This window comes from Mucilaginibacter metallidurans, from assembly GCF_003286435.2.
GTDB lineage: Bacteria > Bacteroidota > Bacteroidia > Sphingobacteriales > Sphingobacteriaceae > Mucilaginibacter > Mucilaginibacter gossypii.
Genome location: NZ_CP043449.1, coordinates 3,166,426 through 3,187,117, shown reverse-complemented (window position 1 = coordinate 3,187,117; position 20,692 = coordinate 3,166,426). Strand labels below are relative to the sequence as shown.

The 20,692-nt window shown below is 43.4% G+C and carries 15 protein-coding genes; 5 read left to right on the top strand and 10 right to left on the bottom strand.

Features of this window, described 5'->3' with window-relative positions:
* The first annotated feature begins 18 nt into the window (after nucleotides 1-18).
* The 3 genes from DIU38_RS13580 to DIU38_RS13570 all read left to right on the top strand — a co-directional run bounded on the left by DIU38_RS13580 (nucleotide 19) and on the right by DIU38_RS13570 (nucleotide 6,723).
* On the top strand, nucleotides 19-3,468 hold the full coding sequence (locus DIU38_RS13580; RefSeq protein ID WP_112655289.1) for a SusC/RagA family TonB-linked outer membrane protein: 3,450 nt from the start codon (nucleotides 19-21) through the stop codon (nucleotides 3,466-3,468).
* A 17-nt stretch (nucleotides 3,469-3,485) separates the two neighbouring features.
* Entirely contained in the window at nucleotides 3,486-5,018 is a 1,533-nt protein-coding gene (locus tag DIU38_RS13575; RefSeq protein ID WP_112655287.1) for a SusD/RagB family nutrient-binding outer membrane lipoprotein, read from the top strand.
* A gap of 76 nt (nucleotides 5,019-5,094) precedes the next feature.
* Nucleotides 5,095-6,723 carry an alpha-L-fucosidase gene (locus DIU38_RS13570; RefSeq protein ID WP_112655285.1) on the top strand — a complete coding sequence of 543 codons (1,629 nt, stop codon included), beginning with the start codon at nucleotides 5,095-5,097 and terminating at the stop codon, nucleotides 6,721-6,723.
* Between the two features lie 373 nt (nucleotides 6,724-7,096).
* Here the strand turns inward: DIU38_RS13570 and DIU38_RS13565 are convergent, their stop codons facing one another.
* The 6 genes from DIU38_RS13565 to DIU38_RS13540 all read right to left on the bottom strand — a co-directional run bounded on the left by DIU38_RS13565 (nucleotide 7,097) and on the right by DIU38_RS13540 (nucleotide 14,414).
* Nucleotides 7,097-10,666 (bottom strand): ABC transporter permease/M1 family aminopeptidase, encoded by a 3,570-nt coding sequence (locus DIU38_RS13565; protein ID WP_146750320.1) that lies wholly within the window; start codon nucleotides 10,664-10,666, stop codon nucleotides 7,097-7,099.
* A 91-nt stretch (nucleotides 10,667-10,757) separates the two neighbouring features.
* Nucleotides 10,758-11,645, bottom strand: a complete 888-nt coding sequence (locus DIU38_RS13560) for an ABC transporter ATP-binding protein (RefSeq protein WP_091168203.1) — start codon at nucleotides 11,643-11,645, stop codon at nucleotides 10,758-10,760.
* A 17-nt stretch (nucleotides 11,646-11,662) separates the two neighbouring features.
* The gene (locus tag DIU38_RS13555) at nucleotides 11,663-12,400 is read right to left on the bottom strand and encodes a hypothetical protein (RefSeq protein WP_112655281.1); all 738 of its coding nucleotides are present in this window, start codon (nucleotides 12,398-12,400) and stop codon (nucleotides 11,663-11,665) included.
* Nucleotides 12,384-12,791, bottom strand: a complete 408-nt coding sequence (locus tag DIU38_RS13550; protein WP_112655279.1) for a GntR family transcriptional regulator — start codon at nucleotides 12,789-12,791, stop codon at nucleotides 12,384-12,386. The genes DIU38_RS13555 and DIU38_RS13550 overlap by 17 nt, the downstream gene beginning before the upstream one ends.
* Before the next feature lie 11 nt (nucleotides 12,792-12,802).
* On the bottom strand, nucleotides 12,803-13,573 hold the full coding sequence (locus DIU38_RS13545) for a hypothetical protein (RefSeq protein ID WP_112655277.1): 771 nt from the start codon (nucleotides 13,571-13,573) through the stop codon (nucleotides 12,803-12,805).
* The gene (locus DIU38_RS13540) at nucleotides 13,566-14,414 is read right to left on the bottom strand and encodes an ABC transporter ATP-binding protein (RefSeq protein WP_112655275.1); all 849 of its coding nucleotides are present in this window, start codon (nucleotides 14,412-14,414) and stop codon (nucleotides 13,566-13,568) included. Before DIU38_RS13540 ends, DIU38_RS13545 begins: the two co-directional genes overlap by 8 nt.
* 123 nt (nucleotides 14,415-14,537) lie before the next feature.
* On the opposite strand from DIU38_RS13540, the gene DIU38_RS13535 reads away from it, so the two are divergent.
* Complete coding sequence (locus DIU38_RS13535) at nucleotides 14,538-14,729, top strand: hypothetical protein (protein WP_143020760.1); 192 nt, start codon at nucleotides 14,538-14,540, stop codon at nucleotides 14,727-14,729.
* A 110-nt stretch (nucleotides 14,730-14,839) separates the two neighbouring features.
* Nucleotides 14,840-15,619: an exodeoxyribonuclease III gene (xth, locus tag DIU38_RS13530; protein WP_112655273.1), complete on the top strand. Its 780-nt coding sequence runs from the start codon at nucleotides 14,840-14,842 to the stop codon at nucleotides 15,617-15,619.
* A gap of 66 nt (nucleotides 15,620-15,685) precedes the next feature.
* Here the strand turns inward: xth and DIU38_RS13525 are convergent, their stop codons facing one another.
* The 4 genes from DIU38_RS13525 to DIU38_RS13510 all read right to left on the bottom strand — a co-directional run bounded on the left by DIU38_RS13525 (nucleotide 15,686) and on the right by DIU38_RS13510 (nucleotide 20,628).
* Complete coding sequence (locus tag DIU38_RS13525) at nucleotides 15,686-16,297, bottom strand: hypothetical protein (RefSeq protein ID WP_112655271.1); 612 nt, start codon at nucleotides 16,295-16,297, stop codon at nucleotides 15,686-15,688.
* A 150-nt stretch (nucleotides 16,298-16,447) separates the two neighbouring features.
* Nucleotides 16,448-18,307, bottom strand: coding sequence for a DNA topoisomerase III (gene topB / locus DIU38_RS13520; protein ID WP_112655269.1), 1,860 nt, complete (start codon nucleotides 18,305-18,307; stop codon nucleotides 16,448-16,450).
* Nucleotides 18,308-18,434: 127 nt separating this feature from the next.
* Nucleotides 18,435-19,520 (bottom strand): phosphotransferase enzyme family protein, encoded by a 1,086-nt coding sequence (locus tag DIU38_RS13515; RefSeq protein ID WP_112655267.1) that lies wholly within the window; start codon nucleotides 19,518-19,520, stop codon nucleotides 18,435-18,437.
* An 82-nt stretch (nucleotides 19,521-19,602) separates the two neighbouring features.
* Nucleotides 19,603-20,628 carry a LacI family DNA-binding transcriptional regulator gene (locus DIU38_RS13510; protein ID WP_090524728.1) on the bottom strand — a complete coding sequence of 342 codons (1,026 nt, stop codon included), beginning with the start codon at nucleotides 20,626-20,628 and terminating at the stop codon, nucleotides 19,603-19,605.
* Between the last annotated feature and the right edge of the window lie 64 nt (nucleotides 20,629-20,692).

Genomic DNA, 20,692 nt, shown 5'->3' with positions numbered 1-20,692 from the left:
CCCCTAACCAAACATTTTATGCGAAAACTCGACTCATCAAATTTTTTTAGATGTTGCTGTTTCCTGATGGTTTTGCTCGGCCAGTCAGTTTACGGTTTTGCCCAAATGGCACTAACCAGTAACAACAGGATCCACGCAAAAAGCTTCGGTTATTCGGCCCCGCAGGCTGTTGAAAGCAAAGTGCTTTTGAAGGATGCACTGGATAACCTGAAAAAGCAATTCAACGTGCAGATAGCTTACCAGGAAGGTTTGCTTGATAACAAGTTTGTACCCGCCAATTTAACAAATAATATCAGTCAGTTCACGCTTGACGATAATTTGAAACAATTATTATCGGCCTTTCAGTTAACGTATCGGAAGATCAACGACAATCAGATCTCGATTTTTACAGTAAAGGACCTCACCCCGAACAATGTATCTGTTGCAGCAGTTACATTAACAGGTAAGGTAGTGGATTCAGGCGATGGTCAGCCGGTTGTTGGCGCATCGGTTTATTTAAAGATGGATAATAAGGTGGGTGCAATTACCGATATTATAGGCAGCTTCAGGTTGATAGTGCCTGATAAGTATTCGGGGAAACCATTAACCCTTGTGGTAGCCTTTATAGGATATAATCAGGAAGAGGTTGCCGTAAGCGACCCTGCATCGCCTTTACAAATCAAACTGGCCCCCAATAACAAAGCACTTAATGAGGTTGTAGTTACCGCGCTTGGTATCAGCAAGCAAAAAAAATCATTAGGCTATTCGGTGACCGAAGTTAAAGGTACAGAGTTTACTCAGGCCCGCGAAAATAACGTAGCCAATGCGCTTACCGGTAAAGTTGCCGGTGTTAACGCGGCAGGCTTATCAACTGGTCCGGGTGGTTCAAGCCGCGTGGTGATCAGGGGTAACGGTGGTCTTGCCGGCGATAATCAGCCGTTATATGTGGTAAACGGTATGCCTATCGATAACAGCGTACCCGGTGGTGCTGCTACTGTTAATGGTATCACCAATAACGTTGACCGTGGCGATGGTATAGCAGCCATAAACCCCGATGATATTGAATCGATAAGCGTACTTAAAGGTGGTACGGCGGCGGCGCTGTATGGCTCAAGGGCAGCGAATGGTGTTATTTTGATAACCACCAAAAAAGGCCGCATGCAGAAGGGGGTAGGTGTAGAATTTAACTCGACAGCTACTTATGATAATGTGTCCGTATTTCCAGATTACCAATATGAGTACGGGCAGGGCGATGGCGGCGTAAAGCCAACCACGCTGGCTGCTGCACAGGCAAGCGGAAGGCGCTCATGGGGTTCAAAAATTGATGGATCAACCGATTATGTTGCGGTTGACGGGCTTACCCACCCTTATACGGCTCAGAAAAATAACCTCAAAAATTATTATCAAACAGGAAGCACTTACACCAACAGCCTTGCATTTTTAGGTGGTAACGAGGCTTTTACCTACAGGTTTTCGGCTGCTGATTTGAATAGTAAAGGTATTTTGCCGGGCACTACCTATGATCGTAAAACTTTTAACCTCGCCCTGAACGGTAAACTGAGCGACAAGCTATCTATTGAGGCATTAGCCCAATATAATGTTGAAACCGGCCATAACCGCACCGGCGCAGGCGATGCTTTGGGCAACCCGAACTGGACACCGCTTGAGGTTGCCAATACCGTTGATGTACGCTGGCTTAAGCCGGGTTACGATGCTTTAGGCAATGAGCAGATCTGGAATGACGCATCCATTGCGTCAAACGGATATTTTGTGATTAATAAATACAAGGAAGATGATGTGAAGAACCGCTTTATTGGCCAGGGATCGGTTATTTATTCGCCTATAAAAAACCTTACTTTCAAAGCTACCATCAGCCGCGACTTTTTCAATTACAACTATACCAATATCTTGCCAACCGGTACATTGTATATACCCAATGGCCAGTATGCAGGCATTAAATCGGATGTGTCTGAAACTAACGAGTTAGCTACCGTTAGTTACAAAACGAAGATCATCAGTGATTTAAACGTAAATATTTTGGGTGGTGTGAACAGTCGTAAATACACAATCAACCAGCTAACGCTTAATGGTTCGCAATTTACGATTCCATATTTTTACAGCTTCACCAACCTTGCAGTTTCATCAACCCTACCATACAATGCCAAGATTGTGACCAACTCAATTTTTGGTTCGGCCGATTTTGATTACAAAAGTCTAATATTTTTATCATTCACCGGCAGGAAGGATTGGTTTTCAGTGCTTAGTCCTAAAAGCAACAGTATATTTTACCCAAGCGTGGGCGGAAGTTTCATCCTCTCTGATGCGGTTAAACTCCCTGACTTTTTTAATCTTGTAAAACTTCGCGGCTCATGGGCCCAGGTAGGCGGAGGCGATCCCGATGCATATGCTATTAACCTTACTTACAGTAATGTGCCAAGCGCAGGACAGCCGCTGCAAAACGTAACCAGTAATAACATTACCAACAGCAATCTTAAGCCCTATACTTCGACAACATTTGAAGGTGGTTTTGAATTGCAGATGCTTAAGAACCGTTTAGGTTTGGATGTTACGTTGTATGATCGTAAAACAACCAACGATATTGTGAATACCGCTATTTCTTCCACATCGGGTTACAATAACGTGATCCTGAATGTTGGTGAGGTAAGCAACAAGGGTATTGAGGTATTATTGAATGGTACGCCTGTAAAAACGAGCAGTTTTACCTGGAGCGCGAGTTATAATGTAGCCTATAATGATAATAAAGTGGTTAAGCTGGCCCCCGGCCTTAATACCATTCAGCTGGCCACTTCGGTAGGTAACTGGGGTATTTTAGATAACATTGAAGGTAAGCCCTTTGGCATGCTGGTGGGTACCCGCATGCAAAGGGATGCTAATGGTACTGTAGTATTTAATGCTACAACAGGTTTACCGGTACAAACCCCGCTGCAACAGTTAGGTAAAAGCGTTGCCCCGCTTACCATGGGTTTAACCAACGAATTCAGGTATAAAAGGTTCTCGTTAAACTTCCTGGTTGATGGCAAGTTTGGTAACAAGGTGTTTTCGGTTATGGAAGTTTACGCTACCCGTTTGGGCTTAATGAAATCAACGTTGCCGGGAAGGGAAAACGGATTGGTGTTGAACGGTGTTGATCAAACTGGTGCTCCTTACACCCGCACGGTACCTGTAAGTGGCCTGAGGTCATACTATGATAATTACAAAACGTATTCCGAACTGTTTTTGCACGATGGCAGCTTTGTTAAACTTCGCCAGGTTATCCTGTCATACGCGCTTCCAACAAGCCTTTTAAACAAAGTTAAAATCCAGTCGGCCAGTATATCTTTTGTGGCCCGGAACCTTTGGACAATTTATAAGCAGACAGACAATTTCGATCCGGAGCAAAGTTTTACCAACAGTAAAACCCAGGGCTTCGAGTCTATCGGCTTACCGCGCACACGTTCGCTTGGCGTAAACCTGGCTGTTAAGTTTTAACAATTAAATTGAATACGATGAAAAGACATTTAACCAAATATATTTATTACGCACTGGTAATGCTCGGCATTATCACCACGCAATCGTGTACCAAAAATTTTGATACGCTTAATGTTAACCCGGATGCATCTTCAAAAGCGGTACCACAATACATTTTTACCAAAGCCCAGTATGACGGTACAGCACGTATGCTTGATCTGTTACTGGGTACCATGCAGTACACCACCAGCTTTAATGATGTGGCAGGTTTCGGGTCAAAATATGTGTTGAGTCAAAGCCCGCAGTCGGCTGCCGCTTTCACTAATGCTTATCCAAATGAGATCAACGAATTGGGTGAGGTTTTAAAAGCGGTTGGTACCGATGCTTCGCAGGTAAACCTGCAAGCCGAAGCGCGGATCTGGAAAGTATATTGCTTCAGCAGGCTTACCGATTTGTATGGCGATATCCCATATTCACAGGCTGCACAAGGTTATAACCAGGCGATATACAAGCCTGCTTACGATGCACAAAAAGACATCTATGCCGATTTATTGAAGGAACTTGACCAGGCAGCCCAAAGCCTTGATGCAACCAAAGCAACCTTTGGTTCGGCTGATTTAATTTACGGTGGTAATACCGTAAAATGGAAAAAGTTTGCCTATTCGCTCATGCTCAGGTGTGCCATGCGCATGACCAAAGTTGATATTGCCCAGGCCCAAACATGGGCAGTAAAAGCTATAGCAGGCGGCGTTATTACGGATGACGCCGATGTTGCCAAAGTAGCATATATCGGCGCAGGGCAGGATATCAACAAAAATCCTTTAGCACTTGATCTTTATAATAATGACTATATAGCAGGTAACGGCAGCACTAACACTGAAGGCGGTAAATACCAGGATGTGTTTATTAATTACATGAAAGCTAATAAAGATCCTCGCCTGGCCGTTTTATCTGTAGTGTGGAATGGTGGCGTGGCTGATACTACATCGGCTATTCAAAAAGGTATGTCATCTGGTCTGAATGCCAAACCTGCGGATTTTGTGACCTATTCGGAACCGAATCCTAAAACCATATTGCTGCTGAATTCTCCGCGGTTGGTTTTTACAGCTGCCGAAAGCTACTTCCTGTTATCTGAAGCTGCGGCAAGGGGATGGTATACAGCCGCTACTGCCGAGTCATTATACCAAAATGGTATTGCTGCATCTATGCGCCAATGGAGCATCATTGCAGGCAGCGCAGGTACTATATCAACTGCCCAGATCAACTCATACATTAACGCGCATCCTTTTAATACAGGCGGTACGCTTGATCAAAAAATGGCGCAGATTTATACCCAGTTTTGGGTTGGCATATTTCCCGATGCGCAGGAGGTTTTTGCAAGCTACAGGCGTACCGGTTATCCTGCACTTGTGCCTAATAATTACGTAGGTAACGCTACCGGTGGCAAAATATTCAGGCGGATGCTGTACCCGGTTAGTGAGCAAAACCTTAATGCGGCTTCATACGCTGCGGCCATTGCGCGGCAAGGTTCGGATGATTTTTTAACCAGGATATGGTGGGATAAACAATAGTGTTTAAGTTTGATTAATTGATGTTGTATCGGGGAGGGCGTGGGGCTTTCCCTGATTTTTTTTTAACGGCTTTTTGATGTATAAGAAATACCTTTTTTTTCTCTTGGTACTGTGTGGAATCCAAACTGCGTCAGCACAGAATGATCTGGTTAAAGATGATAACGCCAGTAATTATAACCTGAACAAGCCCGAACGCGAGCTATGGCTTAAAAATACCGGCTTGGGTTTGTTTATTCATTTTAGTATGGATAGCCAGTTGGGTGTGGTGATCAGTCACTCGCTGGTTGGCGCAAGTGATGATTGCGTAAACCGTTATTTTAATGAGCTGCCCAAAACTTTTGATCCCTCCAAGTTTGATCCGCACCAGATAGCAACGCTGGCAAAACTGGCCGGAATGAAATACATCGTATTCACTACCAAACATCATTCGGGTTTTTGTATGTGGGATACCAAAACAACCGATTTTAGTATAACGCATACACCATACAAGAAAGATCTGTTAAAAGAGTTTGTGGATGCCACTCGCGAAGCAGGTTTGCAGGTAGGATTTTATTTTTCGCCCGAGGACTTTAACTTTTTGCGTGACCATCATATACCTATTAGTCGTACTGATGTTAAGATGGATACCCAAACCCGCCATGAGTATGACGAGTACACCCGGAAGCAATGCGAAGAGCTGATGACCAATTACGGTAAAATAGATGTACTTTTTATAGATGGCGATCCAAAGGAAGTGGTAAAGCAAACCTGCTGGAAGTTACAGCCTGATTTGCTGATAACCCGGGGCGCAATCAAAACCCCTGAGCAGATCATGCCCGGTGCTATGATCAACGAGCCATGGCTGTCATGCATTACAATGGGCACGGCATGGGGTTATCAGCCAACTAATGAACGTTATAAATCGGGCAGCCAGTTAATCGGATTATTGATTGAGGCGAGGGCAAAAGGCGGTTCGCTATTGCTTAATGTTGGCCCTAAACCAGATGGCTCATTACCCATTGAACAGGAAGAGCGGTTAAGGGAAATGTCGGCATGGTATTTTGTTAACCGCGAATGTATTGACAGCGTGCGAAGCTGGGTGATCAGCAAGGAGGGCGACACCTGGTTTACCGCAAAAGGCGGGCATATACTTTATGCTATTGTTACCAATGCTGCCGATTGGAAGGAGGGAACCCGCAAAACTTTCCTGATCCGTTCGGCCATCGCTACTAATCAAACTCAGGTTAGTGTATTAGGGCAAAATAGTAAGGTTATTGAATATAAAACTGATGATGTAAGCTGCAGGTATAAACAAACCGATCAGGGGCTTGAAGTATCTGTTGTGAAGGCACAGCGTATTTATGATGATCACCGCTGGCCTAACCCGGTAGTGATTAAACTGGAAAATGTTGCCCCTGTTTTTAAAGAAGCCGCCATTGTTGAAACAGGAGCAAGTTCAAAAACAAAGGCCGGTGCAGTTTTAAAAGGTAAAATTCTGAACTACAAAAGTATTTCGGTAAAAAGGGCCCGGTTTGATTATCGCCCTTACCATGGACAGGTAGAAACTTTATATGCAGGTAAGTGGACAGCCGGCACCTGGGTAAATATTAAGACTGATGGCACTTTTGAAGCGACCATTCCACTAAAAGCCGATTACGAATACAAGGCTGTAGTTGAACAGGCTAATGTTGAAATAGAAGGGGAAAACAAATTATTTAAGCAGTAATATTTGGTGAGATGCTGTTTGAAAATGGAAGAAAGAATTTTTGTAGAGACTTATAATTACGTCTCCCGAAGGACAAGCCGATTTCAAAAGCGTCTCAGCTGCGGTAAATTGCAAGCGTGAGACGCAATTATGCGTCTCTACATTCAAAAACTATCGTTTATAGGTAGATAAAACTTCATTGCCGTTGGTTTTAACCAACGGAATAATGAGTAGTGATAAGAGGGCTTCAGCCCAAATCTGCTTGCATAATTGGGCTAAAGCCAGAACTTTTTTGTCTTTTACCGTTGGTTAAAACCAACGGCAATTAATGTTTTTTAACAGCTTTCAAGATCATGAAAAACGGGGTTATGTTTTGCGTAACCCCGTTTTAGTTTTAAAGGTCTTTAATATTATCGTTAGGATTTCTGTCAATGAGTTTACTGAATGGATCAATTCCTACAGAGGCCGGCTTACCCTTAACAATAACACTAAATTGCTGTAACCCGTGTTTAAGCTTATACTTTTTAAGGTATAAGGTGTTACTCACCATGCGGTTACCGGCACCTTGAACCTGCTTGCCGAAGATTCCGATATCAATATAATCGTTCATGTTTATGGCCGGGATATCGTTGTTTTTGGCGTCTTTCCAAACTTTATCAATATCAAGCTTCAACGTAACTTTATATTCATTTTTATTACCTGTGGATTGACTGCTTGCTTCAACCACCCTGTTATCATATAGTGTGATCTTTTGCCAGGTATCGGTAAGGTAGTACTGCAGCGAATCGGGTACATGCTTTTGGAGACATTGGTAAAGGTTATTGGCACCGGCAAACGGGCCATCTTTTTTAAAAGTATAGGTCTTTTTAAATTCGCGCAGGGCTACGTTCAGGCTGTCTTCACCAATCAGGTCGCGCAGGCCATACAGTGCCACGCTTGCCTTGCCTCCCCATAAAAACCAATTGTTGGCTTTTATTAAAGGATGTTCGTTTTCATTAAGGTGCCTCCTGATAAAAAGGTAATACCATAACTGATCTAAAACAATATAGCGCATGTTATCCTTGCCATATTTATGTTCTGACATTACCAGTTGATCGTAGTTTGAAAGGCCTTCGGGGATCACCAGGCTGCCTACAGTGCTGTTTGGCGCTGTTTGAAAACGCCACCATTGTTGTGATAACAGTCTGGTTGTATTGGCATAACAATAATCAAAACTGTTAGGATCCCTGAAATCGGCATTCCATCCAAAGTATTCTGCGTAAGTGTCCAGCGTTGTCATGGAGGCATCCTGCGGACCGTAAACAGACGTCTCCACCAGTCGGATATCATTAAACGGATAGGCACCATAAACCTTGCTGTAATAAGTTAAGCCATCCTTATAAGCCGCAATATACCTGTCGATATTGGTGCTGTGTTCAGGATTATAATATACCTCGATATTTATGGTATGGTCCAGTTGAACGGTCGCTTTTTTTACGGCGAGTCTCTCTGATATAATACCCATCGGCATGTACATACCCGGTTTATCCTGCACATAGTGAAAGTAATTACGACCGTTTTGCTGCCAGTGTTTTACGAGCCGGCCGGGTACGATAGCGGTTTGATCGGCCAGGGTGCTAACAGTTACATCCAGTTTCAAAAGGTCAGCAGCTCTTCCTGCTTTTAAGGTGCTTATGCCCTCGGGATCATTTTGCTGCGTTTCCTCTTCCTTTTTTTCGGGCAAACCTGCTTTTTTGCGTTCGTAAGGGCTGCTTAGCTCATCATCTTCATCATACCCAAGGCCCGGCAATCCACCGTTAAAAAATGTGCCGTTGTTAATGAGAGCCGCAGCATACATGCCATTGGTAAACCCTTTTTGCACTATTTCTGAGTTGATCTCTAACGTTAATGAATCGCCCGGCATTAGCGGTTTTACGAACTTGTATAACCGAAATTCGGCAGTGTCAGTTTTCGGCCTGAACCAGTTGAAAAATCCACGGGGATAAAGCAGCGGGGTAGTAAACGGAACTAATGTGCCATTGGTTTTAAGCGAATAATTGGTGAGTTCATCGCCGTCGAGCAGCATCTGTAATATGGCAGCTTTATTTTTATTGGTGATGGTTACCCATGCGTGTGTGGCAACCTGTTGTTTATCCGGATAAAGCTCTACCTGCATTTTTATGCTGGTTACTTTAGGCAGGGGAAGGTGCTCATATTTTTTCAAGGTTTTTTCATACATCACTGCCCTGGCTGTGTTTTCGCTTTTGATAAGGTAGCTGTTTAAAAAACTTACGTTATAATAATTCCACACACCAACAGCTAAAAAAGCTATAGTCACTATTACGGTGATCAAAGCTGTGCTGCTGTTAAAACGCTGGGGCAATAAACGTAATCGCTCTTTAAAAGATGAGGTTACCCCCCGGTAATAAAATAATCCCGAAACAATGATCAGCAAACCCGCAAATAGCATCCAGTAAAGGTTGAACCAGCTAATGGGCGCTGCCATATGCCCTATGCCGGTCATATCAGATATTCCCGACGATGGGGTGTACGAGTACAGCAGCAGATTATAATCAAAAGTGCCGGTTTTGCGCAAAAAGAAAACAATCACCCATAAAAACACGCCTATGCCATGGGCTGCAAATTTGTTATTGATAACAACGTGCACAACATAGCAAAATACAACCATCTGCAGCAAAGCGGGCAGCAATATGTAGGCTATGTAGAGAAAGTACACTGATAAATTCAATGTGTGATAACCCTTTAATAATTGAACGGTAACCCCGGTTAATATGGGTAGGATGGATAAGCCGGTGCCAATAAGCAATAAGGTGATTAGCTTCGATCCGTTCAGGATCCAGTTTGGAGGCGGGAGGGAATCATTGATAAATGCATAGCGGGTAGTCCTGTCGCGGTGCAGGGTTTCGCCGGTATAAAACATCAGGATGAAGAAAATAAAGAATGGAAAAGCTTCATTAAAGATTGCGAGCAAGGTAACTGTACGCGGAAAATCAGGTACGCCATTCCTGTTATCGCCAAGCCAGAATACAAAACCGAGGAATAAGCTGCCAGCGATTAATATGATCCAGAAGTAGTTATCGCGGATGATATTCAGCAATTCAACTTTTACCAGGTTGTATAAGGTATTCCTGTTGTATTTGCCTGTAAAGCCAACAACTGGTTTAATAGTTACCTGGGTTTTAGTTTTTGTGCCTGCCTCGTCAATAGCAGCCTTATCACGCCTGCCGCTAAAGAAACGCTCAAAGCTAAACCTGAAATAAGTGAAAAGCACAATAACTATCCCAATACCGCCCCATAATACACGGTTGAGCATAAACGTACCGGTAACCGGGAATAAGGTAGTATTTTGCTCAATGGTGCTTGAAGAACTGGTTTGCATCCTGATACCGTTAAGCCCAAAAGGATCGCTGAGGTTTATTACCGTGGGGTTGTTAATGTGGTTAAGGAAAAACAACGCGATGAAGTAAAAAAGAAACAGCAGGATACCGCCAAAGTAAATAACCTTTACATTGCGGGTGATGGCTACAAGCCCAAAAAATAACGAAGATGTAAATAAAACGTTAGGCAGCCCGATAGTGAAAAATGGGTGCAGGTAGTAAATGAGGCTATTGGGGCCGTATTGCTTTGCATCTGTCCATCCCATAGCCGGGCCCAGTTTGGTGCCTATGAAGGCGCCAATGATAACCGCTGTTGAGATCAGGAGCATGAAAACGAACGAGCCCAGGTAACGGCCCCAAAAATAACCTGCTTTGGTGATAGGGTAGGTTAGGTAATAATCTTTTGTGTTGTATTCAATGTCGCGGTATAAGGCAGTGCCCATAATTGATGAACTCACAAGCGTCATCATCATGGTGATGCCCGAACACCACAACGCAAGTACATAAGGCGCGTTGATGTGCTCTTTTTCGCCCAATGGTAATGAGCCTTTTGAAAAAGTGAACACTGTAAATATCAGTGCTGCCAAAAAATAAAGGTAAACGGCTGGCCTGCGGACCCGATTCCGGATCTCGAACAGAAATATTTTAAGGAACATAAACTATTGGTTTATAGTAGTTTTAAATGGTATCTACATCTATACGTGTGGCGATGTTGCTGAAGTACACATCTTCCAGGTTTGGCGTGCTGCTGATAAAACCGTTGCCGGGGTCGGCTTCGTTTATAATGCGGATATGGAGTTTGCCGGTTTTAAGCTGCGTTGATATCACCTGGTAATCATCTTTGTAAAAGCCCAACTCTGATTGGGTGATCACCTTGCTGTAAATTTTTCCGTTCAGCTCATTTACCGCGCTTTCCGGGTCACCTGCGTATAAAACCTCGCCCTGGCAAATAATGGCAAAATTGGCGCAAAGCGTACTTACGTCCTCAACAATATGGGTCGACAGGATTACGATGGTATTTTCACCCAAACGACTAAGCAAGTTGTAAAAACGGTTTCGCTCAGCCGGGTCAAGGCCCGCTGTGGGTTCGTCAACAATAATAAGTTTAGGGTTACCAATTAATGCTTGTGCTATTCCAAAACGCTGTTTCATACCGCCGGAGTAGGTGCCAAGGTGCTTTTTCCGGTCTTTATAAAGGTTTACGTTTTCCAGTAATTGAAGCACAAGGTCTTTGCGTTCGGCGTTGTTGCCAACCCCTTTAAGCTGGGCAATATGGTCGAGCATTCGTTCGGCCGATATTTTGGGGTAAACACCAAACTCCTGTGGCAGGTACCCGAGTAGCTGCCTTACTTCGGTTTTGTTTTTCAATACATCCAGCTCATCTAAAAAAATGCTGCCTTTATCGGCCTCCTGTAGGGTGGCTATGGTACGCATCAGTGATGATTTACCGGCGCCGTTTGGGCCAAGCAGGCCAAACATGCCATTATTCAGGGTCAGCGAAACATCTTTTAAAGCATGTACGCCGTTGGCATAGGTTTTTGATAGCGAGTTGATTACTAATTTCATGATTTGCTAAGTTTTGGTTATTTATTATTACGGATCATCCTTGTATTTCCGTTCAGGATTAGTTTAGCGCTGTCGGCAAGTTTATAGGTTATGTTGCTGAGGCTATCGTCCTTGATCCATAAGCGGCTTTTGTTCCGGATATCGAGGTTGGTTTTATTGAATTGGTTGCCTGCTTCAATAGATAGATTTGAAGAGCTATTGTTGCTTTTACCGATAATGGCGTTTACTATGTTAAACTTGTTGTTTTTTAGTAAGACGGTGGAGGCATGGTCCTGGATAATATTGAGCTGATCCCCGTTGAAACCACTGATGGTGGTAGCCCGCCATTTAAAGTCTTGCGCGGCAGTGGTATCAATAATTTGAGTGTCGCCTGCTTTATATTTTGCATCGGCATAAAACGCATTTAATTGCGGCATGGATATGTACAAAACGTTTGGGGCTTGTACATTATGAAAGTTATCTTTAAACCCGGCACGAATAAAGAGCGAATCGTGCCGTTGTTCAATTTTCATGAACTCCATGGCGTCGGGATCAGCAAGTACTTTGAATGGCCCCTGAACCAGCATAATATTGATAGCCGTTGATGAACCAAGCTTAATAACCTTGAAATATCTGAAATTTAGGTTGTTAAAGCCATTATAAGGGTTTTTATACTCACCTTTAAAATATTCTGCTTTCAGCTGAAAGTCATAGATCCCAACCGAAACTAACAGTAACAATACCGCGGTAAGTAAGAATTTATTGCTTGTTTTCATCGTTGCTTGCCTGGTTTAATTCATTATTTTGTTGCGCCTGGAAATGTTGATATTGCAGACTGATCTCATCTATCGATATACCTAACAGGTACATGTTTTTAAAAAGCTCGGGTAAGTTCTGACGCACAAAGTTTTCTTTGCGGTAAGCTTTTACTTTGTCAAAGCCATCCTCTGCCACAAATAAACCCAGGCCGCGTTTATTATAAATAATTTCGAGCCCCTGCAAAAATTCGTATGATCGCATAACCGTATTGGGGTTTACTTCCAGCTCAACCGCCATATCACGTACCGATGGGATCTTTTGCCCGCCGGGCCATTTGCCCATCAGGATCTGATCGCTCACAAAAGCCGCTATCTGGAGGTATATCGCTTCGTTATCTTTAAATTCCATTATCGTCTTTTTTAAGCCTGTTTCTCCTTAAACCTAAAATATGCCGCTATCCAGATCAACAGCGATATAATGGGAACCACAATAAAAGCCCAGGCAGATTGCTGCGCATTTAAACCAATGGAGTAAAAGTTTATACCATCCTGGAAATTGAGAAATGAAAAAGGTGTTACCGGTTTGATTGGCCTGCCAACAATAAATCTTACAAACACTGTATTCACAAGGATTAGCAGGGCATAAAAAATAAAGAAACTGAAACCTGTTTTTATAAAGTGTAATTTTTCGAACCGGATTGCTCCATATATCGTGACGGCATGCAGCAACGAAAACAATATCATCACCAGTACAAATTTATCCTGAAACAGGGTGAGTATTTCAATTTGATGCCCGGGCCAGGGTTTGAGATTGATCAGGATAAATAATACCAGGTAAAAAACGCCTGTGTACACGAAAAGGAATATAACATACGAATAAACCCAGCCGACCATAAACTTCTCGAGTTGTGATGCAGGCAGGGTTAACATTGGAACTGCCCGGCGCTTATCGCCCAGATCAGTAAAAACCGTGCTTGTAAATAATGGCCCTGCGATAATCATGAGTACTCCGAACATGGCCATCTGAAAGCCGGGATCTACCGGACCCGGGATCATATAAAACACAAACGAACCGCCAAGTAAAAATACCCCCGCCAAAACCGCTGCCGACATTAAATAGGCGCGGTAATGCTCAACAGTGTGCTTCATAAACAACAGGCCAAAGCGCTTTAAACTGAAGTAATTATTCATGATTTGTGCTTGGTTTTAGTGCGTTTAGTAATTTGCTGCTATTGGTTGTTGCTGCGTTAAATAATAACTCAAGGTCCATTTTTCCGTACTTGCCAGTGGTGTTTTGTACAATAGCGTATTTGCCCATGAGGGTTTCTTCTTCGTACAGCGCATTCATCCCGGTAAGGTCTTTAAAAACACCGAAAAATAATTTCTCGGTAAGCTCATCTATCGAGTTCTCAATTACGATGCGGTGATCGTCCAAAATCAACACGGTATCAATAAGACTGTCCAAATCCCTCACCTGGTGGGTTGAAATAATAATGCAGCGCTCATCATTTAAAACCGATGCTATCAGTTTTCTGAACTGAACTTTTGAAGGAATATCAAGCCCGTTGGTAGGCTCATCAAGGATAAGCAAACGGGTATTGGTAGCCAGCCCAAAAGCGATGATCATCTTTTTTTGCTGCCCGTATGACATTTTGGTCATCAACAGATCCGGGTCAATATCCAATGTTTTCAGATAACTGTAAAAGTCAGTAATACTGAAGGCAGGGTAGAAGCTTGCTGTCCGGGCCAAAAACTGGCCGGGAGTTAGTGCCGGTACGTGAACTTCTTCGGCAATAAAATAAAGGTCTTGTAAAGTGGATACCAGGCGCTTTGAGCTTTTTGTTCCGTTAATAAGGCAATGGCCCGATTGCGGAAAAGCCAGACCGGCGATATTTTTCAGCAGGGTTGATTTCCCGGCTCCGTTTTTACCCAGTAGACCATAAATGTGGCCGGCCTTTAATGAAAGGTTCAGATTTTTGAACAACGGCTTCCGGTTGTTGTAGCTAAAATTCAAATTGCTTATTTGAATCATTTTATAGTGTATTAGTATGGTAGTACACTGCAAATGTAATTAAATATTTTTAAAATGCAAGCGATATATTGGTTAAGAAAGATCTTTCTGAAAACCAATCATTCCCTTAACAGTTATTAAGATATGTCAAAGAAGAGAACCATGCCAAACGAGCCAGATGAAATGCCGGTAAACCCGGAGCGGCCCGAAATCAGGCAGCCCACGGACCCCGGAGAACCGGAAATGCCCGAAGAAGCGCCGGAAAATATCCCGAATGAAATCCCCGATCCTGAGCCAAGCCAGCCTGAAGTAGACCCGGATGAGTTTGAAAAGTAAGGGGATATTTACTGCTCATGAGCCATCACAACTAATTGCTTGCGATGGGTGGCCGTGCTTTTAATATTTGGGAACATGCATGATATAACCTAAACTATTTAAATTGCATCATGAAAATAGCTACGTATAACGTAAATGGTGTAAATGGGCGCCTGCCTGTTTTGCTCCGCTGGTTAAAGGAAACATCCCCTGACGTTGTCTGCTTGCAGGAACTTAAAGCTCCACAGGAAAATTTTCCGGAGCAGGCTATACTTGACGCAGGTTATAGAGCCATCTGGCATGGCCAAAAAAGCTGGAACGGCGTTGCAATACTGGCAAAAGACAGGGAAATTACAGAGGTATGCCGCGCACTTCCCGGCGATCCTGAAGATGAGCATAGCCGTTATATTGAAGCACTTGTTGATGGTATTACCATTGGCTGCCTGTACCTGCCTAACGGCAATCCTGCACCCGGACCCAAGTTCGATTATAAATTAGGTTGGTTTGAACGCCTTAAAATCCATGCAGCCGGTTTACTTGCTGCTGATAAACCGGTTGTATTAACCGGCGATTATAACGTTATGCCTACCGAGCTCGACGTTTATAAACCGGAGCGCTGGGTAAATGACGCGCTCTTTCGCCCTGAAACACGCGAAGCCTTTAAAACACTGGTGCAACAGGGCTGGACGGATGCTATCCGCAAAATTTATCCTACCGAAGTGATTTATACCTTTTTCGATTATTTTCGCGATGCCTACGGCCGTAACGCCGGTTTACGGATCGATCATTTTTTACTGAGCCCTCACCTGGAAAAACGTCTTTTAGCTGCAGGTGTAAACCGGGATGTACGAGGCTGGGAAAAAACAAGCGATCACGCACCGGTTTGGATTGAACTGAAGGATGATGAATGAGTTTAAGAATTGAAGACTTACGAAGTTTTAAAAACTTCGTAAGTCTGGTTCAAAAACTTGTTGCGCTTACCTCCGCATACCAATGTTTTCGTGCACCCATTTGGCCTCTTCTTCCGGAGTTACTTTATCAATGGTACTGTTTATCCTGCTAAAAGTAGCCCCGGGGAAATCATAAGGTTTGCTATCGTCAAAAAACGGACCGACAACGCCAAGCATCCACCCGTTTTTAGCAGCCCAGTGGGGTGGGTTTACACGGTATTTAAACACCTCGTAGTGGATAAAATTGTTTCTGCCGTCAAAATCAATGGTAACCCGTTTAATATGTTCAATTTCGTCGGGGCAGGCATCCAATTCGGTAGGGAACTCCAGCCATTGGGCCAGTGAGCTTTCCGCTCCTTTAATAAGCGTAAGGTATGCCTCCGGGAACAAGTGTAATTCCTCAAGTTCTTTTAAATACAAAAAGGTGTCGTAGCGGGTAAGCAGATTTTGGGCAAAGGGCAAAACATCTTCGGCGGTTAAACCTGCAGCCGCTTCCGCCTTTTTATAAAGTGGTAAAATCCTTGCTGATCGCTCCAATTCAAGTTTCTTCTTTTTCTTCTTAACATCAAATAACCTGAAAGCCGCAAATGCTATAATAAAAACTATAATGGTAATTACAATAAGCGTGATTAGATCCATAATGCAATGAATGTAAGCTTTTATGCATACAAATATCAAATTTATCGCGTTACCAAAGTAAAATCCACACTAACGTTTTATCCGGCGCCGGAGTAGTTGCAGTTAAGGTCCTGTTATCCTTATCGATAGCGCTATTTATGTCGCCATCCTTTATGCTGTAACTTTGCTCCCGGCTGCTTCTACAGTCGGAATTTTTAGTGATTTTCCCTGTGCCAGTAATTCGGAAGTGATAGCTCGTGTATAGGTTTTGATCTCGTTCTGGAATTCGGTAACGGATGCTCCTGAACGGATCTCTTCCAAACGTTTTTCCCATGTTCCGGTAAGTTCGGCCTGGGCTATCTGTTGGTTTTTTACCACTTCATAAACGGCAATGCCGGTAGTTGTGGGTACCAGGTTTTTCTTTTCCCTGATAATATAATTGCGTTTAAGCAGTGTTTCGATGATGGCTGCCCTTGTTGCCGGCGTTCCGAGGCCGCTGTCTTTCATGGCATAACGCAGCTCCTCGTCGTCAATCTCTTTGCCTGCCGTTTCCAATGCCTTAAGCAGGGTTGCTTCGTTGTATAGTGGCCGTGGTTTGGTTTGCTTTTCGAGCAGGGCTTTGGCTGTTATCGGGAGATTTTCGCCCTGGGTTACTTTAGGCAGCGTTGCGTTTTCTTCGTCCTTTTTGTCGTCTTCTTTATCGTTAAATACAGAACGCCAACCTGCAGTATGGATTACCGTTCCGCTGGCGTTGAATTTAGCGCCCGATTGCACCACAATTTTTGTGACTTCCTTAATACAATCCTGATGAAATGCTTCGAGCATACGACCGGCTACCATATCGTAAATGGCCTGCTGATCGGGCGAAAGCTGGTGCGGGTTTTCGCCGGTGGTAAGCACGGCGTGGTGATCTGTTACCTTTTTTGCATTTACACTTCGTTTGTTAAGCGTAGCGCTGCCCAACGCAATGGCTTGTTTGCCAAACAGCGGATGTTGTTCCAGCTTTTCAATTAATGCAGGTACGCCTGCAAAAACATCGTCGCCTATATAGCGGCTGCCGGTACGGGGATAGGTAACCAGTTTGTTTTCATACAGGTTTTGGAGAATGGTAAGGGTTTGATCTGCAGTGAAACCTTTGCGTTTGTTGGCTTCCTGCTGCAGACTGCTCAAGTCATGCAATAGTGGAGGTGGCTCTTTGCGCGGCTTGGCTTCCACCTGTAAAATATGGCCGCCCTGCGGAAAGCCGCCTTCAATATCCTGTACCTTGTCAAGTACGGCCTGTGCTTCTTCTTTTGTTTTATAATTTTCGGCAGATATCGCTTTAAATACCTGTCCGTCTTTATCAGGATGGATACTTACCTGGTAAAAGGTTTCGGGTACGAAGTTTTTGTTTTCGAGGTACCGCGAACAGATCATGGCAAGGGTAGGGGTTTGCACTCTGCCTAAGGAAAGCACAGCGCCGCGAATGCCCGAAGAAAGACTAAGCGCCTGCGTGGCGTTCATACCCACCAGCCAGTCCGACTGGGAACGGCAATGGGCCGAATTGAACAGTGTATCATAATCGCTGCCGGGCTTCAGGTTACGGAAGCCCTCTTTGATAGCCTCATCAGTTTGCGATGAGATCCAGAGCCTTTTAAAAGGCTTTTTGCATTTTAAGTAATAGTAAATATAGCGAAAGATGAGTTCCCCTTCGCGCCCGGCATCCGTTGCTACAATGATCTCAGTGGATTCATCAAATAGCTTTTGAATGGTATCCAGTTGTTTTTTTACTGATGGATCATCCACCAAACCATCCTTGGTTTTAACCTTGCGAATGGAAAGCTTAAACTTTTGAGGCAGCATCGGCAGGTGCTGAACGCTCCAGCCGTAATAACCATACTCCTGCGGGGCGGCAAGCTGCAGCAGGTGACCGAAAGCCCAGGTAAAGGTGAAACCCTTGCCTTCAATATAACCGTCTTTCTTTGTAGTCGCCCCAAAAACTTTGGCAATTTCCCTAGCTACAGATGGTTTTTCGGCTATAATAACTTTCATAAATGTTGTTTCCCATGCCCCGGTTTAGGCCGGTTGCTGCCAATACGGGCGTCGAAAGTATGAATTTAGCGAGGCCTGTGCAAGGTTTGTTGGTAACATTGTGCGGCCCGACAGGTAGAATGACCTGTTAAATGCCGTTGGCAGTGGTCAGTAATTCTTTATCTACACCGGCAATTATTTCTCTAAATACAGGTTCGGCATTGATGTAACCTTCAAGTAGTTTAAACTGGTTTTTAGCCCTGATCAAATTATGCCCTTCATATTGGGTACCATAGTAAATATCATTATTTAAAAAATCTGTTAAAAAACGGAGGCCCTGCATATAGATCATTAGTTTGCCCGAAAAGGTGAAATACTGTTTTTCAGTTTCAGTAAGGATGTTGCTCATTTCGCTCATATAACCTTTATATATCGCTCTGAAAAAATCTGTCCTGATGATAATTTTATCCAGATCTTTTTCCTCTTCGTTGGCGGGCGATAAATAGGTGCGCATCATATCGCCAACATCGCTTAAATAATAGCCGGGCATTACTGTATCAAGGTCAACAATACATAGCGCGTTTTGGTCTTTGTCGAATAGTACGTTATTTATTTTGGTATCGTGGTGGATCACCCGGAGCGGGATTTCGTTATTGGTTGTAAACAGGTTATAGGTATGCAATATGTTGATATGATCATTAGCAGCTTTTACTTCCTTAGCTGCCTGTTCCAGTTTTCGGGGTTCGGCTGTTTTTAAAGCCTGTTCAAACTGTGTAACCCGTAATTTTAAATTATGAAAATCCGGAAGTGTGTATTCGAGTTTGCTGATGTCAAAATGATTTAACAGACGGGTAAACCGGCCAAACTGCACCGCAGCGCTATAGGCTTCCTTTGTATCCTGCAAAAAGTTTACTGTATGCGATCCTTCAATGAATGGAAAAAGCCGGTAAAACTTACCGTCGGCGGCTTGAATGATCGATTTCCCTTTTTGATTCTTTAACGGGGCTACAAATAAATAACCTGGATTGTGTTTATCAAAATATTCTTTGATTAGTACAAGGTTGCTGTCGATATGATCGGGCCTTTTAAAAACGGCAACGTTGATTTGCTGAAGAATATAGGAATGGTTAGCACCACTTATTTTATAAGTATAGTTTATTAAACCCGAGCCAAAGGGCCGGATATGGTATTCAGAAACGTTTAATCCAAAATTTATTAGGATATCATCAAACATATTATAGACGTTAACTCATCAAACATAGCTAATTTCATAAACGATAGCCATGCGCAAACGTTTGAGTGTTTTTTGTTTAGGTTTATTTTTTGTTTTCAACCAGTTGCGATTCAATAATCACCTTGTAAAAGGCACTTGGTTCATTGCCGCCGGTACCCTGGTGGTGCAGCAGGTCCATCAAAATGTCAGTTGCTTTTTGCCCCTGTAAATATGGGAATTGTTCAACAGAAGCGGCGGGAATATTCTCCATATAATTGATTAGCGGTAAATTGGCATAGCTTACAAATTCAAGATCCTTATTGATCCTGATGTTTAATTTGCTGGCATGTTTAATGGCAAAAAGTGCTACATAATCATTAAACGTTACTATAGCGGTTGGCTTACGTTTGCTGGCCAATAATTCATCTAACGCTTTCCTGGTGCCTTCTTCGGTAAGGTCGCACGAAACTATGAGCGAAGGGTCATATTTAAGCCTGTTTTTGGTCATGGCTTTGATGTAGCCCTCTTTACGCTCGCCGGTAGCAACCATGGTTTGCGGCCCGTTGATCATGCCTATTGCCCGGTGACCTTTTTTTAGCAGGTAACTCACTGCCTCAATGGTGCCGATTTCCATATTGCAGGCTACATAATGGATGTTGGGTATGGCCGGGATCCTATCGAAATAAACTACCGGGATATTGTATTTTTTTAAGTTTTCAAAATGTTGGTACGAGGAGGTATTTTTCCCTACCGATACAAGCAGGCCATCAACCCGGTGGTTTTTCATTTTTTCAACCAGCTGTTTTTCCTTTTGCTCATCATCATGTGATTGTGCCAGCAATACGGTATAATTTTTTTTATAGGCAGTATCTTCAATAGCGCTTATGGCCGAGGAGAAAAAAGCCTCCGAAAGTTCGGGTAAAATGACCCCGATGGTGAGCGTTTTGCCCTTTTGCAAAAAAATAGCGGTTTGGTTAGGCTCATAGTTTAACTCGCCGGCCAGTTTTTTAACTTTCGCCCTTGTGGTGAGTCCTATGCTCGGATGATCATGCAAGGCCCTTGAAACTGTAGAAACCGAGATGCCTAATATTTGTGCTATCTCTTTTATAGTAGTTGGCTTTGTTTGCATCAATTACGGGCTAATGTTGTTTTTATAGTTAAAGTTAAGCGATTATTATGAAATAGCTTGTATT

Excerpts from the sequence above, each read along its gene's own strand:
- DIU38_RS13525 (WP_112655271.1), bottom strand. The coding sequence starts at position 16,297 with ATGGATCTAATCACGCTTATTGTAATTACCATTATAGTTTTTATTATA.
- topB (WP_112655269.1), bottom strand. The coding sequence starts at position 18,307 with ATGAAAGTTATTATAGCCGAAAAACCATCTGTAGCTAGGGAAATTGCC.
- DIU38_RS13580 (WP_112655289.1), top strand. The coding sequence starts at position 19 with ATGCGAAAACTCGACTCATCAAATTTTTTTAGATGTTGCTGTTTCCTG.
- DIU38_RS13515 (WP_112655267.1), bottom strand. The coding sequence starts at position 19,520 with ATGTTTGATGATATCCTAATAAATTTTGGATTAAACGTTTCTGAATAC.
- DIU38_RS13510 (WP_090524728.1), bottom strand. The coding sequence starts at position 20,628 with ATGCAAACAAAGCCAACTACTATAAAAGAGATAGCACAAATATTAGGC.
- DIU38_RS13570 (WP_112655285.1), top strand. The coding sequence starts at position 5,095 with ATGTATAAGAAATACCTTTTTTTTCTCTTGGTACTGTGTGGAATCCAA.
- DIU38_RS13545 (WP_112655277.1), bottom strand. The coding sequence starts at position 13,573 with ATGAATAATTACTTCAGTTTAAAGCGCTTTGGCCTGTTGTTTATGAAG.
- DIU38_RS13550 (WP_112655279.1), bottom strand. The coding sequence starts at position 12,791 with ATGGAATTTAAAGATAACGAAGCGATATACCTCCAGATAGCGGCTTTT.
- DIU38_RS13535 (WP_143020760.1), top strand. The coding sequence starts at position 14,538 with ATGTCAAAGAAGAGAACCATGCCAAACGAGCCAGATGAAATGCCGGTA.
- DIU38_RS13575 (WP_112655287.1), top strand. The coding sequence starts at position 3,486 with ATGAAAAGACATTTAACCAAATATATTTATTACGCACTGGTAATGCTC.
- DIU38_RS13540 (WP_112655275.1), bottom strand. The coding sequence starts at position 14,414 with ATGATTCAAATAAGCAATTTGAATTTTAGCTACAACAACCGGAAGCCG.
- xth (WP_112655273.1), top strand. The coding sequence starts at position 14,840 with ATGAAAATAGCTACGTATAACGTAAATGGTGTAAATGGGCGCCTGCCT.
- DIU38_RS13555 (WP_112655281.1), bottom strand. The coding sequence starts at position 12,400 with ATGAAAACAAGCAATAAATTCTTACTTACCGCGGTATTGTTACTGTTA.
- DIU38_RS13560 (WP_091168203.1), bottom strand. The coding sequence starts at position 11,645 with ATGAAATTAGTAATCAACTCGCTATCAAAAACCTATGCCAACGGCGTA.